Origin of the sequence: Carbonicoccus niuqiaonis (assembly GCF_050157065.1) — a bacterium.
In the GTDB taxonomy this organism is placed as follows: domain Bacteria; phylum Actinomycetota; class Actinomycetes; order Propionibacteriales; family Propionibacteriaceae; genus Avipropionibacterium.
The window spans coordinates 2,147,380-2,160,061 of record NZ_CP189573.1 but is presented as its reverse complement, the minus strand read 5'-3'; the positions used below and the strand labels follow the sequence as shown (position 1 = coordinate 2,160,061).

Here is a 12,682-nt window from a genome sequence, read left to right as displayed (position 1 = left end):
AGCCGGGCTGTCAGGCGCCGACCCAGACCGGTGAGGACCAGGCCCACTGGTCGTTGGTCTGGCGCACCCGGACGTGGAAGAAGTCGCCCGGCTCCGCCGCGATCCCGGCCAGCTCGAGTCCGGCGGCGAGCTCCTCGGCTGCGACCGCCCGCCCGAACCGGTACACCGGGGTGAGGAACTCCGCGAGGTAGTTCTCCTGCGAGCCGTGCCGCAGGTCGCCGAGCCGGTGTCGGCTGTGCTGACCGTTGACCACCGCGTCAACCACCGTCGCGTCGTCGCCGGTCAGGTGCAGGTTGAGGCCCTGGGTGCCGTCGGTGACCACGTTCGCGTTCCCGTGCGTGCTCGTACGCAGCCGGATCCCGTGCTCGCCGACCCGGCCCCAGTCGGTGAACTGGTACTCCGCCGGGGCGTCGTCGCTGGGCATCACGATGTCCTCACCGCGCAGCCGCGGGGTGACGTCGACCAACTCACCCCCGGTCACGGTCAGCTCGACGTCCCAGGGGTGGTCCCCGCGATCGAGGTGTCCCCACCCGACGTTGAAGGGCACCACCCCGCTGAACGGGCCGGAGGTCGTGGTCGGCCGGGTGGGGTCGGTCCGGGCCACGAGCTCCCCGTTGCGCAGCACCTCGACGTAGTCGATCGGTGCCTCGCCCTGCACCTGGACCGCGATGTCGTACCCGGCGGCACGAGGCGTCTCCCCACCCATCGGCGTCCCGTTCACCTCCACCCCCAGGATGATCGGGTCGCCGGTGACGGCATACGTCCGCCGCTGCTGGATCGCCTGCCACAGCGAGTCGCGGGAGAGATCGGGCGCCCAGACCGCGGCCCTGCCGTGGCCGAAGCTGCCCGGATGGGCGCTGTGGTGGTCGGTCGAACCGATCACCCCGAACCGATGGCCGCGCAACAGACCGGCCAGCGCGGTGTTGGCGGTGTGCCGGGGGCCCATGGTGTGCAGGTACGGGCGAGGTGCGTCGTCGGACTCGCCGCAGCCGTGCATCGACATGATCTCGGCGACCGGGCTGAACTCGGCGGTGAAGGTGTCCCAGTTCGCACCTCGCCGGCCGGTCAGATAGCCCAGATGGTGCGGGATGGCCATCGTCGCGACGCCACTGGCGCGGAGGCGGCGGAGCTCGCCGTGCAGGTCGGCGAGGGTGGCACCGCGGATGATCTCGCCGTGCGGGCCGTTGTAGTAGATGCAGTGGTCACCGTGGGCGGAGCTGTGCCACTCGAAGGACAGGAAGCTGACGAACTCCCCGTCGGTGTGGGCATCGGCGGTGACCTGTTGGACGTGGTCCCACTGGTCGGCCAGACGCTTGAAGCCGGCCTGGTGGTACGCGACCGCCGCGGCCGCCTCGGGTACCCCTTCGGGAATGTCGTGCCACCACGCATGACCGGTGACGGTGCCGAAGTCGAGCTGCAGCCGGGCGTTGGTGAACGCGTCCTCGATCGAGCCGTGACCGTAACTGATCCCGCAGTGGTTGTGCAGGTCTCCCAGATACATCTGGCGGCCGTCGTACGAGGCGAGCGAGACCTGACGGGGCTGATGGTGGGTCGGCATGCGCTGCAGAATACAGCGGTCCTGCCGTCGTGGTCCCCGCCGATCACTGGGTGAAGTTTCAACTGATTGAATGGCGCGCATGACTGTCGGCCCCCCGGACGTACCCCGTCGGATCGCATTCGTGTCCCTGCACACCTCGCCGACATCGGCACCGGGCACCGGGGACGCGGGTGGGATGAACGTGGTCGAGCTGCACCAGGCGCGTGAGCTCGCCGAGCTGGGCCATCAGGTCGAACTGATCACCCGCCGCGAGTCGCCCGACACCCCCGAGGTCACCGAGTTGGCGCCGCGGCTCACCCTGCGCCAGGTGGTCGCGGGCCCGGTCGAGGTGGTCGCGAAGAGCAAGCAGGAGGCGCTGATCGGCGAGTTCGGCGCCCGGATGGCCGAGCTCACCCCGTACGACCTGGTCCACTCCCAGCACTGGATGTCGGGGGTCGCGGCGCTGTCGGTCGCGCAGGCGTGGGGGGTGCCGCACGTGCAGACCTTCCATTCGGTCGCGGCGTTGCCCGGCTCGCCGTTGAGCCATGGTGAACCGCCCGAGTCGCCGGGCCGGGTCCGGGGTGAGGCCTTGGTGGCGCAACGGTCCGACCGGGTGATCGCGGTCAGTGACGCCGAGGCGACGACGGTGATCGAGCGGTGTGGTGCCGATCCAGCGTCGGTGGTCGTGGTGCGGCCCGGGGTCGACGGCGACATGTTCCGTCCGGTACTGCCCGGGGACCGGCCCTGGCGTTCCGGGATCGACCCGTACCTGGTGTTCGCGGCGCGGTTGCAGCCGCTCAAGGCACCCGACGTCGTCCTCCGTGCGTTGGCGTTGCTGGACCCGGCCGTGCGACCCCGCCTGGTGCTCGCCGGCGACGGGTCGCCGGACCATCCGGCGTACGCACAGGTGCTGCGCGAACTGGTGGTCGAGGCCGGGCTGACCGATCACGTGATCTTCGTCGGGTCGCTGCCCCGTCCGGAATTGGCGACCCTGCTCCGCGGCGCCGCCCTGGCCGTCGTACCGTCCTACTCCGAGACGTTCGGGCTGATCGCCCTGGAGGCCGAGGCGAGCGGGGTCCCGGTGGTGGCGGCCCGTGGCTCGGGTGGCCTGGTCGAGTCGGTCATCGACGGGCGGACCGGGGTGCTGGTCGCTGATCATGAACCGCAGAGTTGGGCCGACGCACTGGCCGCGTTGCTGGCCGACCCTGATCGACGGCGCGAGCTGGGTGCTCAGGCCCGGGCGTTCGCCACAGAACTGACCTGGCGCCGCTCGGCGCTCGGTCTGGCCGCGGTGTACGCGGACCTGCTCGACGGAGGGACACCGCAGTGACGAGCTTCGACGGCACACGGGTCTTCGACGGCACACGGGTCTTCGATGGCGTACGGCACGTGCTGTTCGCCCACGCCCACCCCGACGACGAGACCCTCGCCACCGGGGCGTTGATCAGCTGGCTGGTCAGCGAGGGCGTGGACTGCAGCCTGGTCACCGCCTCGCGCGGTGAGGCGGGCGAGGTGGTGCCGGGCTCGGCCGCCGCCGAGCCGGGGAGTGCCGAGCTGACCGCGGTGCGGGAGCAGGAGCTCGCCGCCGCGGTGGCAGCGCTCGGCATAGGTCGCCACGCGTACCTGGGCCACCCACCGGCTCGGGCGGCGGGCTTGTCTCCGCGGGTCTACCGGGACTCGGGGATGCGGTGGATCTCACCGGGGCTGGCCGGCCCGGCCGACAGCACGGATGCGTCCTCGTTCTGTGCCGCCGACCCGGCGGCGGCGGTGGCCGACCTGGTGGCGATGATCACCACGGTGCAGCCCGATCTGGTGATCAGCTACGAGTCCGACGGTGGGTACGGCCATCCTGATCATGTGCGGATGTACGAGGTGACCCGCGACGCCTGTCGAACGGCCGGGGTGCCCCGGGGGGAGATCGTGCCACGGCCGCGTGATGGTGCGGTCGCCCACGAGGACGTCGGTGTCGGCAAGGACGTCGGTGTCGGCGAGGACGTCGAGTGGTTCGACCTCGATGATCAACTGCCCACGGTGGTCCGCGCACTGCGGCACCACGCCACCCAACTCACCGTGCAGGACACCGACGTGGTCCACGTCGGAGGGCAGCGCGAACCCATCCTCACCTCGGTCGGGGTGCGGGTGGTCGCCTGACGGGCCCGCACCGCTCGTCGGCACGTGGTGCGGTGTCGGCTCAGATCGCCACCAGGCCTGTGGTGTAGGCGATCACCACGGCCTGGGTCCGATCCCGGGCCCCCAACTTGGCCAACACCGAGGCGACGTGGGTCCGTACGGTCTCGACCCCGACGTACAACTCGCCGGCGATCTCGGCGTTGGAACGCCCCGTGGCGACCAGCGCCAACACCTCCGACTCCCGTGGGGTCAACGCGGGGCCGTCGTACCGCGTGGTGCTGGCACGGGGCCGGGCCAGATCACGTACGGCAGCAGGGAAGAGGAGGCTGTCACCGGTCGCCACCGTCCGGACGGCCTGCACCAGTTGATCAGCGGTCGCCCGCTTGAGCAGGAATCCCGACGCTCCGACGGCCAGTGCATCGTGCACGTACTCGTCGTGTTCGAAGGTGGTGATCACCAACACCTTCGGCGGATCGGGCAGCCCGAGCACCAGTTCGGTGGCCCGGATGCCGTCGACCTCCGGCATCCGGACGTCCATGCAGACCACGTCGGGGCGCAACCGTCGGGTCTGGGCGAGTGCTGCCGCACCGTCGCCCGCCTCGCCGACGACCGACAGGTCGGGCTCCGCCTCCATGATCATGTGCATGCCCTGGCGGACGAGGGGTTCGTCGTCGACCAGCAGCACGGTGATCATGTCAGCCCGGTGGCCAACGGTCGGTTCGGGCGCTTCACTGTGGTGGTTCGGTCGGGTCATGGCCTTCTCTCGCGTGGTTGCTGGGGCATCTCGACGGGCTCGACGGGCTCGACGGGCTCGACGGAATCGAAGGGCGCGGCAGGGCTCGTCGCCGGGATGGGCAGGACGGCCGCCAGTCGCCAGTGGTGGTCGTCGGCGGGTTCTGCGGTGAGGGTTCCGCCGAACAACGCGACCCGTTCGGCGATCCCCGCCAGGCCACGACCCCCGCCGGGGGACGAGCCACCCGCCATCCGGTTCTGGCAGCTGATCACGATCTCGCGTCGATCATGGGTGATCGTGAGCTCGACCGGTCCCGGGCCGCCGTGGCGGTGCGCGTTGGTGAGCGCCTCGGTGACGATCCGCCGCACGGTGGTGTCCAACAGGGCGGGCAGGCGCTGGGGGAGGTCGATCTCGGACAGCAGCTCCATGCCGGCCCGGCGGTGCGCCGACACCACCGAGGCCAGGTCAGGGACGCGGGCGAGCCCTCCGTCGGGTGGGCGATCCTCGCGGAGCATGCCGAGGAGTGCGTCCAGCTCCGTCTGGGCCTGTCGCGAGGTGTCCTCGATGGCCCCGAGTGCGGTGGCGGCACCGTCGGGGTCGCGGTTGATCACGCGGCGACCGGCCGAGGCCTGGACACTGATGATCGTCAGCGCGTGTCCGATCCCGTCGTGCAGTTCCCTCGCCAGCCGGGCATGTTCGGCATCCCGGAGCAACCGTTGCTCGGCCACCAGCAATCGGTCACTCGAAGTGGGCCCGAGCACCCTTCCGGCCAGGGCCCGCATCAGCCGGACCACCAGCCAGCACAGCAGCGGCAGCAGCGCCAGGCTGACGATGGCGAGCACCACGTACCCGAGCACACCGAGTGGCGTCTGCGGAGCCGGGAGGGTGATCCGCGGGTCACGCCAACCGGTCACCGCCCGGTACAACAGCACCAGCACCCCCGGCACCAGACCGAGCAACGCGAACCCGCACAGCAGACCCGCCAGCTGGTGCGCCACCACCCACGCCACCGTCTGCACCCGGTGCACCGGTCGTGGAGGTTGTGGTGTGGTCAGTTCGTCATCGATGCCGAGCATCGTTCGAGCAGCGGTCACCTCGAGTTCGCGGGCCCCCGGGACCAGCCCGAGGCAGGCCCCGCCGAGCAGTGCCAGCACGCCGACGGCCACGTCCGGGGTGCCCGGGGCCAGCGACAGCAACCCGAATGCGGCGATCGTGGTGGCGACCCCGATGGCAGCACCCAGCATCAGCCATGCGAAGCCGCGGACCAGGCGACGGAACCAGCCGGTGCGCCGATCCGTGCCGGGTGCGGTCACAGGAGCCATGACACCATCCTGCCGGTCAGGCCGCCACCGTTGCGGTCGGCGTTGCCGGGACGACGGTCCCGGTGCGCTGTCGGTGTCCGATGTAGCCCCACACCGCGAGACCGAGCAGCGGACCCCAGGCCCAGCACGGGAACACCAGGGCGAGCTCGAGCCGATCCAGCCAGCCGGCCCGCCCGGGACCGACCAGGATCGGCAGCGCGGCCGCCGTGAGCACCACGGCCACGGTGCCACCGGGGACGGCTGCGGCGGCGATCGGCACCGGCCGCGCGGCCAGCCCCGGCATCCAGCGAGGGAACACCTCACCCCACGGCCGGATCAGCCCGAGCGTCAGCACGAAGCCGAGCCAGGCCCCACTGGAGAGGGTGAGGCCCCAGACCACGGTGTCGAGGCCCATCTCGCCCGGCGCGAACTGCCGGAAGGGCGTGAGCCAGGTGAGCCGCAGCAGGGCGTACGGCAACGGCCCGCAGGCGGCCAACACGGTGATCACCCGACGGTGCCGGACCACGGCGTCGAAGGCCCGGTCGTACGACGGGGCCCCGGCCCAGGCGCGAACCAGCACCAGGCCCCAGGCGATCGTCGCGGTGATCAGCGTGGCCGTGACCATGATCATCGGCGACGCGGCGAACAGTCCCGCGGCCATCGTCGGGACCAGCGTCGCCAACGGTTCCCGGAGCCAGAAGGCACCGACGAGCAGCAGCGCCAGCCCCGGGAGGCCGATGAACCACCGGGCACGGGGATACCGACGGACCACCTGGACGAGCAGCACCACCACGGCGACCGGCATCGCGACGGCCACCAGGTAGCCGGCGGTCGACAGCGTTCCCATGCCCTGCAACACGAATCCGAAGATGATCACCTGGCTGGCGGCCCCGATCATCAGGCCGGTGCGAGGGAGGACACCGAACAGGGCGGCCACGCCGGTCGCGAGCCCGATCAGAGCAGTCCCCAGCATCACCAGCATCGATCCGGTGGGGGTGATCAGTGGGGTGATCAGGTGGTCGTTCGGGTCGCTGAAGTAGTTCCACTCCGGGACCAACCACCACGTGACGCCCAGGACGACCATCAGGGCCGCGGCGAGGGTGCCGAGGGCGACCGGCGTACGGGCGGTCGCGGGGAGCGGGTGTGGGACCGGGGTGGGCGGAGGTTGGGCGGTCTGCGGGCGGGGCATGTCGAAATCCCTTCAGGAGGACGAAGGTACGGACGAGGGTGCGTACCTGTCGTCCACGGTGCCTGCCACGACGAGCGGGGACCTCACCCGTACGGGGGAGCTCCCGCCGTTGCCGGGTGAAGCTGCGGGCCGGGTGAAGCTGCGGGCCGGGTGAAGCTGCGGGCCGGGCCCGTGCGGGTGGCCGGCGCCCTGTGGCAGGGTCAACACATGACGACGACCTGGACCCGAGACGTGGTGGCCCGGCTGATCGACCACACCAACCTCAAGCCCGAGGCGACCCCCGCAGACTTCGCAGCGACCGCTCGGGAGGCAGCGGAACTGGGTTGCTTCGGCGTGTGCGTCCCGCCGAGTGCGTTGCCGCTCACCACCTCGGTGGCCGTGGTGACGGTGTGCGGCTTCCCGTCCGGCAACCACACCACGGCAGTCAAGGTGGCCGAGGCGGTGGAGGCGGTGGGCCGTGGTGCCGGCGAGATCGACCTCGTGGCACCGCTGGGTCGGGTGCTGGCCGGTGAGGTCGAGTTCGTGGAACGCGAGGTGGCCGCCGTCCGGGAGGCCGTGGCGGAGTCGGTGTCGCTGAAGGTGATCATCGAGTCGGCGGCACTCACCGATGCCCAGGTGGCCGACGTCTGCCGGGCCTGCGAAGCCGGTGGTGCGGACTGGGTGAAGACGTCGACCGGATTCCATCCAGCCGGTGGCGCCACCCCACGGGCGGTGGAAGTGATGCGTCGTACGGTCGGGGATCGCCTCGGGGTCAAGGCGTCCGGCGGGATCCGGACCACCGCCGCGGCGACGGCGATGCTGGAGGCCGGGGCCAACCGACTGGGGTTGTCGGGGTCCAGGGCCGTGCTGGCCGGGTTCACCGACTGAGGTCGTTGCTGGTCGGCCTTGGGATCTGGTGACGTTGCCGGCCTGATGTGACGGTTCGACGCAGGCCCGGTGGGTTGGGACGATCCGCCAGACTGGTGCCATGCCGATGCGACGGGTACTGCGCAGGGTGGGCGTCCTCGTCGCCCTTGCGGTGGCGCTCACGGCCTGCCAGCCGGGACGGCCCGTCCCGCTGCCGCCCGACCCCACCCCGGGCCAGACCGCCACGTCGCCAACCAACTCGCGAACGGTGCCACCAACCCCGGGGACGGTGCCACCGACTCCGGGGACGGTGCCACCGACTCCGGGGACGGTGCCGCCGACCGAGGCGATGACGGTGGCCGGGGTTCGGGCACACATGGCGGCCTTGCAACGGGTGGCTGACGCCAACGCCGGCAATCGGGCCGCCGGCACCCCTGGGTACGAGGCCTCGGTGGCGTACGTGCGGGAGGTCTTGGAGGCAGTCGGCTACGAGGTCGCCGAGCAGACGTTCACCTTCACCTACAACGAAGTGCGTCGCCAGCGGGTGGTCCGGGAGGGCGGCGGGTCGGAGATCCCGGTGGACGTGATGGAGGGGTCACCGGCCACGCCGGCCGGGGGAGTGACGGCGCCGCTTGTGACCCCGGCCGACCCGATCGGCTGCGCCGCCGCCGACTACACCGGAGTCCGAGGTGCCATCGTCCTGGTGGAGCGTGGCAGCTGTCCCTTCGCGGAGAAGTCCCGGTTGGCCGCGGAGGCCGGCGCAGCGGTGGTGTTGATCTTCGACAACGAGGGCGGCACCCGTCGGCTGCACGGGTCGCTGGCCGATGCCGACGGGGTGGCCCCGACGGCGGGACTTCCCCAGGTCGAGGGCCGGCAGCTGCGCGAGGCGTTGACCCGCGGGCCGGTGCGGCTCACCGTCGAACTGGACGTGCTCCGTGAACAGCGGGAGACCAGCAACGTGATCGCCCAGTGGCCGGGCAGCCCGCCCGATCGGCGGGTGGTGATGGCCGGCGCCCACCTCGACTCGGTGCGGACCGGGCCGGGAATCAACGACAACGGCAGTGGCGTCGCCCTGGTCCTGGAGCTGGCAACCCAGTTGGCGACACTGGGGGAGGCCGACGGTGCCCGGTTCGCCTTCTGGGGTGCCGAGGAGCTCGGCCTGTTGGGTTCGCGCCACCACGTCGCCACGATGTCCGATGACGACAGGCGTGGGGTGGCCGCGTACCTGAACTTCGACATGGTGGCATCGCCGAACGGCGCTGTCGGGGCGTACGGGGACCCCGGCCTGGTGACGCTGCTGGACGACTTCTTCGTCACGCGTGGGGAGCGGCTGGGCCGGGTCGACCTGGGACGAGCCTCCGACCACGCCCCGTTCGTGGAGGCGGGCATCACCGCGGTCGGGTTGTTCACCGGAGCCGGCGGCACCAAGACCGACGACGAGACCGAACGGTGGGGTGGGACGGTCGGAGGGCCGTACGACCCGTGCTACCACCAGGTCTGCGACACGCTGCCCGGGACCGACACCGACGTGGCCAACCGGCAGTTGGACCTGATCTCCGACGCCGTCGTCGTCACCGTACTGGCGCTGCTCCACCGGGAGCGGTGACCGACACGAACCTGGCGGGAATGTTTCACATTCTTCTCCCGTGGAAGAACGATCGGCCGACCACGGGTACCCGTCACGTCCGACTGCTGGGTCACGGCTGGTGGGGGACCTGAAGTCAAGCCATCGACGATGGACGATGAAATGTCGCGCACGAACTGTGGACAATGCAACGGACGGCCGCCCGATTGTCTCGGGCGACCGTCCGTCGCGATCAGTTGGCGACGACTCAGAGGTTCGCCGGACCGGCCGCAGCAGCGGCAGCGGTGGCCGAGCCCTTGCGCTCCTTGGCGCTGGCCTTGATCTCATCGTCGTGCGAGGCGACGGCGCTCTTGCTCATCTTGCTCATCTTGGCGGCAGCGGGGGCCTGGAGCTCAGCGAACTGACCCTCCTGGGCGCCACGGACGCGGTTGTCGGCGCCGGTCGGGGCCGGGTCGTTACCGGTGCCGGCCAGGTTGCCGCGGACGATGTTGCCGTTGACCTCGACGCCCTCGGTGGAGTTGTTGACGGTGACGTTCCCGCCGAAGTAGTTCGAGCCACCGTCACAGGTGCCGAACAGGGCGCCCGAGCCGAGCTGGACGCCGGCGTTGCCCTCGAAGGTGGCGTCGCCGTCGACCTCGGAGGCGCAGACCTGCGTACCGAACTCGGCGTTGGACACCGCGAGGGTCCGGGTGAGCGTCGAGTTGATCACGTCGGCGTACACCACGTTCTCGGCGGTGATGGCGCGCGCGGTGCCACCGGTGAAGAAGAGCTCGCCACCCTTGGCGACGACCGTGCTCTCGACGTCGACGTTCTCGGCGTACAGGAACGGGGTGACGTCGCTGCTGGCGTTCTCGGTGTAGCCCTGGATGCTCGAGCCGGCGGCGTACGTGCCGTACCCGCCCTGGCTGACGACCCGGCCGGCGACCGTGGTGTCGGTGAGGTCGAGGTAACCGTTGGCCTGGACGACGACGCGGTCGTTGAAGGTGCCGTTGGTGACAACCAGGTCCGCGCCACTGCGGACGGTCACGCGGCCCTCGACGGTGGTGCCGTCGAGTACGCAGGACTTGCCGGCGGGGACGACGAGGTCGCCCGGGACCGTGACGGCCCCGGCCTCGCCGACGCAGCTGGTGGTGAGGGCGGCGTCAGCGATCGAGACGGGGGCGGCGACCAGGGCGGCCGCGGCCGCCAGTGCTCCGGCCAACAGGCCGATTCGGGACTTCATCAGGTAATGCCTTCCACTGGGTGACTGGGCGGTACGGGATGCGTACCAGACTGCGCTGCACGCTAGCCACGAAGCCGGGAGGTTCGCAATGGGTCGCACGATTGAGTGAGATGAGTTGCCCGGATGGTCATCATCGGGTCATCTGCGTCCCCCGTGATTGGCGCAGATGTTATCTGCTGGTTCCCGACTCGCTACCACAATTGTGATGGTTTCGTTATCGGCGGGTGTCGTGGGTAACTGATGAGTAACCTCGCCGGGGGTCCGGAGGCATGCAGGGGTGGACGATGTATACAAGTACGAGAAACGTATACAATGGTCACGACCGCGAGACGAGGAGTTCCGACGATGACCCACGGCCCCTGCTTCCACCTGGCTGTGCCCGTGACCGACATCGCCGAGGCGCGCGCCTTCTACGGAGGGGTGCTCGGCCTCACCGAGGGGCGCTCGGCGGAGCAGTGGGTGGACTGGAACTTCTACGGCCACCAGGTGGTGACCCACCGCACCGGTGACGTCCGGAGTGAACCCGCCGGGCACAACCTGGTCGACGATCACCAAGTCCCCGTGCCGCACTTCGGACTGGTGCTCGAGATCGACGACTTCCATGACCTCGCGGGCAGGATGAAGGCCGCCGACGCCGAGTTCGTGATCCAGCCGTACCTGCGTTTCGAGGGCGAACCGGGGGAGCAGTGGACGATGTTCTTCCTCGACCCGGCCGGGAACGCGATGGAGTTCAAGGCGTTCGCCGACCAGTCGCAGATCTTCGCCACATGAGGTGTTGGCCCGGCTGGTCCGACCCAGGGGCGCCGTGGTGACCAAGTCCGACCGAGTGCGTGACGGGGTCCGTGCCGACATCGTGTCAGGTGCCCTGGTGGCCGGTGCCGTGCTGGACGAGGTGGCACTCGCCGAGCAGTACGAGGTGTCACGTACCCCCGTGCGTGAGGCGTTGCGCAGCCTGGCGGCCGACGGGTTGCTGGTCGGCGGGCCCCGACGCCAGCAGGTCGTGGTCGACGTCACGCAGCGGCACCGTGATGAGATCACCGTCCTGCGCACAGCTCTGGAGCAGGCCGCCGTGGACGAGGCCTGTCGTCGGGTGACCGACGACGACCTGGACGGGCTGCACCTGATGTTGATCAGGCAGCGACGCATGGCCGAGGCCGGGGACTCCGCAAGCTTCCTGTCGGAGGACGAGCGATTCCACAAGGCGCTCAGTGAGGTTGCCCGAATGCCGGTGCTCAGCCGGTTCCTCGAGCAACTCGGGCCCTTCGTCCGGCTGGCCAGGCTCGACATCTCGACCGACCGGACGCACCTGGCCGGCCTGGTGGTCGAACACGAACAGCTCGTCGAGCTGCTGGAGGCGGGGGAGTCCGTCGCATTGCGCACCGCGTTGGCTGAGCACATCGGCAACACCGCACGGCGTGGTTGAGCATCCCTCGTCACAACGATGTGGTCACCGTCCACGGGTGTGCCTTGTGCGGATGGGAGGACGTTCACGAGGCTACCGACATGCGCAGCGCGGTGCGGGTCCTGCTGGGCGTGGTGGCGGCCGTCGCCCTCACGGTCGGAGCGGTGCCCATCACGTCGCCACCACCGGCTTTGGCCTGCAGTTGTGTCGAGAACGCCCTGGCCGCCCAGCTGGAACGAGCCGATGTCGTCGTCCGTGGGGTGGTCACGGCGGTGGAGCGGCCGTGGTTGCCGACCAGTAGTGCATCGGCGATGACGTACACGGTTGAGCTGTCGACGGTGTGGAAGGGGGAGCCACCCCGAAATCCGGCGGCCGTGCGTACGGCCATGTCGGAGGCATCGTGTGGTGCACCCCACTTCCCCGTGGGTGACGAGGTCCTGATCGTGGGGGCGATGACCGGTGGCCGCATCACGATTGATCTGTGTGGTGGCAGCAGCCGCACCAACCCCGAACTGTTGGGCGAGGTCGGCGCCCTGCTCGGTCCCGGCACCCCCGCGCGGCCACTGGAGCCGAACGCAGGGCCGCCCGGTTGGCTGGTCGGGCTGCTCGTCCCGGCCGCTGCCGGCCTCGTGGTCGGGGTCGTGATGCAGCTCCGGAGACGTCGCCGGATGGTGCGCGGGGTGGCGAGCGAGTAGCTCACCGGGCCCGCTCGACCCGAGGTGTGAGCAGGCCCGTAC

The 12,682-nt window shown here is 70.4% G+C and carries 13 protein-coding genes; 8 read left to right on the top strand and 5 right to left on the bottom strand.

What is annotated here, in order from left to right:
- Nucleotides 1-10: 10 nt before the first annotated feature.
- The gene (locus ACQBAU_RS09880) at nucleotides 11-1,558 is read right to left on the bottom strand and encodes a PHP domain-containing protein (RefSeq protein WP_465257034.1); all 1,548 of its coding nucleotides are present in this window, start codon (nucleotides 1,556-1,558) and stop codon (nucleotides 11-13) included.
- Between the two features lie 79 nt (nucleotides 1,559-1,637).
- Between ACQBAU_RS09880 and ACQBAU_RS09875 the strand changes: the two genes are divergently transcribed.
- Both ACQBAU_RS09875 and ACQBAU_RS09870 read left to right on the top strand, forming a co-directional pair.
- On the top strand, nucleotides 1,638-2,867 hold the full coding sequence (locus ACQBAU_RS09875; protein WP_434548977.1) for a glycosyltransferase: 1,230 nt from the start codon (nucleotides 1,638-1,640) through the stop codon (nucleotides 2,865-2,867).
- Nucleotides 2,864-3,688 (top strand): PIG-L family deacetylase, encoded by an 825-nt coding sequence (locus ACQBAU_RS09870; protein ID WP_434548976.1) that lies wholly within the window; start codon nucleotides 2,864-2,866, stop codon nucleotides 3,686-3,688. Before ACQBAU_RS09875 ends, ACQBAU_RS09870 begins: the two co-directional genes overlap by 4 nt.
- Nucleotides 3,689-3,728: 40 nt before the next feature.
- Here ACQBAU_RS09870 and ACQBAU_RS09865 read toward each other — a convergent pair whose 3' ends face one another.
- Genes ACQBAU_RS09865 through ACQBAU_RS09855 form a run of 3 tightly spaced genes read right to left on the bottom strand, consistent with a single transcriptional unit; the run spans nucleotide 3,729 to nucleotide 6,890 of the window.
- A complete protein-coding gene (locus ACQBAU_RS09865; protein WP_434548975.1) occupies nucleotides 3,729-4,361 on the bottom strand; it encodes a response regulator transcription factor in 633 nt (210 codons plus the stop codon).
- Nucleotides 4,362-4,417: 56 nt separating this feature from the next.
- Nucleotides 4,418-5,722, bottom strand: a complete 1,305-nt coding sequence (locus ACQBAU_RS09860; protein WP_465257033.1) for a sensor histidine kinase — start codon at nucleotides 5,720-5,722, stop codon at nucleotides 4,418-4,420.
- Nucleotides 5,723-5,738: 16 nt separating this feature from the next.
- Nucleotides 5,739-6,890 (bottom strand): hypothetical protein, encoded by a 1,152-nt coding sequence (locus ACQBAU_RS09855; RefSeq protein WP_434548973.1) that lies wholly within the window; start codon nucleotides 6,888-6,890, stop codon nucleotides 5,739-5,741.
- Between ACQBAU_RS09855 and ACQBAU_RS09850 the strand changes: the two genes are divergently transcribed.
- The 3 genes from ACQBAU_RS09850 (at nucleotide 6,889) to ACQBAU_RS09840 (ending at nucleotide 9,342) form a co-directional block, all read left to right on the top strand.
- Entirely contained in the window at nucleotides 6,889-7,044 is a 156-nt protein-coding gene (locus tag ACQBAU_RS09850; RefSeq protein ID WP_434548972.1) for a hypothetical protein, read from the top strand. The two genes, ACQBAU_RS09855 and ACQBAU_RS09850, sit on opposite strands and share 2 nt — an antisense overlap.
- A gap of 53 nt (nucleotides 7,045-7,097) precedes the next feature.
- Nucleotides 7,098-7,757 carry a deoxyribose-phosphate aldolase gene (deoC, locus tag ACQBAU_RS09845; protein WP_434548971.1) on the top strand — a complete coding sequence of 220 codons (660 nt, stop codon included), beginning with the start codon at nucleotides 7,098-7,100 and terminating at the stop codon, nucleotides 7,755-7,757.
- Between the two features lie 100 nt (nucleotides 7,758-7,857).
- A complete protein-coding gene (locus tag ACQBAU_RS09840; protein ID WP_434548970.1) occupies nucleotides 7,858-9,342 on the top strand; it encodes a M28 family peptidase in 1,485 nt (494 codons plus the stop codon).
- A gap of 226 nt (nucleotides 9,343-9,568) precedes the next feature.
- On the opposite strand, the gene ACQBAU_RS09835 is transcribed toward ACQBAU_RS09840, so the two are convergent.
- Entirely contained in the window at nucleotides 9,569-10,543 is a 975-nt protein-coding gene (locus ACQBAU_RS09835; protein WP_434548969.1) for a hypothetical protein, read from the bottom strand.
- A gap of 345 nt (nucleotides 10,544-10,888) precedes the next feature.
- Here ACQBAU_RS09835 and ACQBAU_RS09830 point away from each other — a divergent pair, with 345 nt between their 5' ends.
- The 3 genes from ACQBAU_RS09830 to ACQBAU_RS09820 all read left to right on the top strand — a co-directional run bounded on the left by ACQBAU_RS09830 (nucleotide 10,889) and on the right by ACQBAU_RS09820 (nucleotide 12,640).
- Nucleotides 10,889-11,314: a VOC family protein gene (locus ACQBAU_RS09830; protein WP_434548968.1), complete on the top strand. Its 426-nt coding sequence runs from the start codon at nucleotides 10,889-10,891 to the stop codon at nucleotides 11,312-11,314.
- 37 nt (nucleotides 11,315-11,351) lie between these two features.
- Nucleotides 11,352-11,966, top strand: a complete 615-nt coding sequence (locus ACQBAU_RS09825) for a GntR family transcriptional regulator (RefSeq protein ID WP_465257032.1) — start codon at nucleotides 11,352-11,354, stop codon at nucleotides 11,964-11,966.
- A gap of 80 nt (nucleotides 11,967-12,046) precedes the next feature.
- Nucleotides 12,047-12,640: a hypothetical protein gene (locus ACQBAU_RS09820; protein ID WP_465257031.1), complete on the top strand. Its 594-nt coding sequence runs from the start codon at nucleotides 12,047-12,049 to the stop codon at nucleotides 12,638-12,640.
- The last annotated feature ends 42 nt before the right edge of the window (nucleotides 12,641-12,682 follow it).

Bases quoted from the DNA above. Each gene is read 5' to 3' on its own strand.
- ACQBAU_RS09880 (WP_465257034.1), bottom strand. From the start codon at position 1,558: ATGCCGACCCACCATCAGCCCCGTCAGGTCTCGCTCGCCTCGTACGAC.
- ACQBAU_RS09875 (WP_434548977.1), top strand. From the start codon at position 1,638: ATGACTGTCGGCCCCCCGGACGTACCCCGTCGGATCGCATTCGTGTCC.
- ACQBAU_RS09865 (WP_434548975.1), bottom strand. From the start codon at position 4,361: ATGATCACCGTGCTGCTGGTCGACGACGAACCCCTCGTCCGCCAGGGC.
- ACQBAU_RS09860 (WP_465257033.1), bottom strand. From the start codon at position 5,722: ATGGCTCCTGTGACCGCACCCGGCACGGATCGGCGCACCGGCTGGTTC.
- ACQBAU_RS09850 (WP_434548972.1), top strand. From the start codon at position 6,889: ATGTCGAAATCCCTTCAGGAGGACGAAGGTACGGACGAGGGTGCGTAC.
- ACQBAU_RS09855 (WP_434548973.1), bottom strand. From the start codon at position 6,890: ATGCCCCGCCCGCAGACCGCCCAACCTCCGCCCACCCCGGTCCCACAC.
- deoC (WP_434548971.1), top strand. From the start codon at position 7,098: ATGACGACGACCTGGACCCGAGACGTGGTGGCCCGGCTGATCGACCAC.
- ACQBAU_RS09840 (WP_434548970.1), top strand. From the start codon at position 7,858: ATGCCGATGCGACGGGTACTGCGCAGGGTGGGCGTCCTCGTCGCCCTT.
- ACQBAU_RS09835 (WP_434548969.1), bottom strand. From the start codon at position 10,543: ATGAAGTCCCGAATCGGCCTGTTGGCCGGAGCACTGGCGGCCGCGGCC.
- ACQBAU_RS09830 (WP_434548968.1), top strand. From the start codon at position 10,889: ATGACCCACGGCCCCTGCTTCCACCTGGCTGTGCCCGTGACCGACATC.
- ACQBAU_RS09820 (WP_465257031.1), top strand. From the start codon at position 12,047: ATGCGCAGCGCGGTGCGGGTCCTGCTGGGCGTGGTGGCGGCCGTCGCC.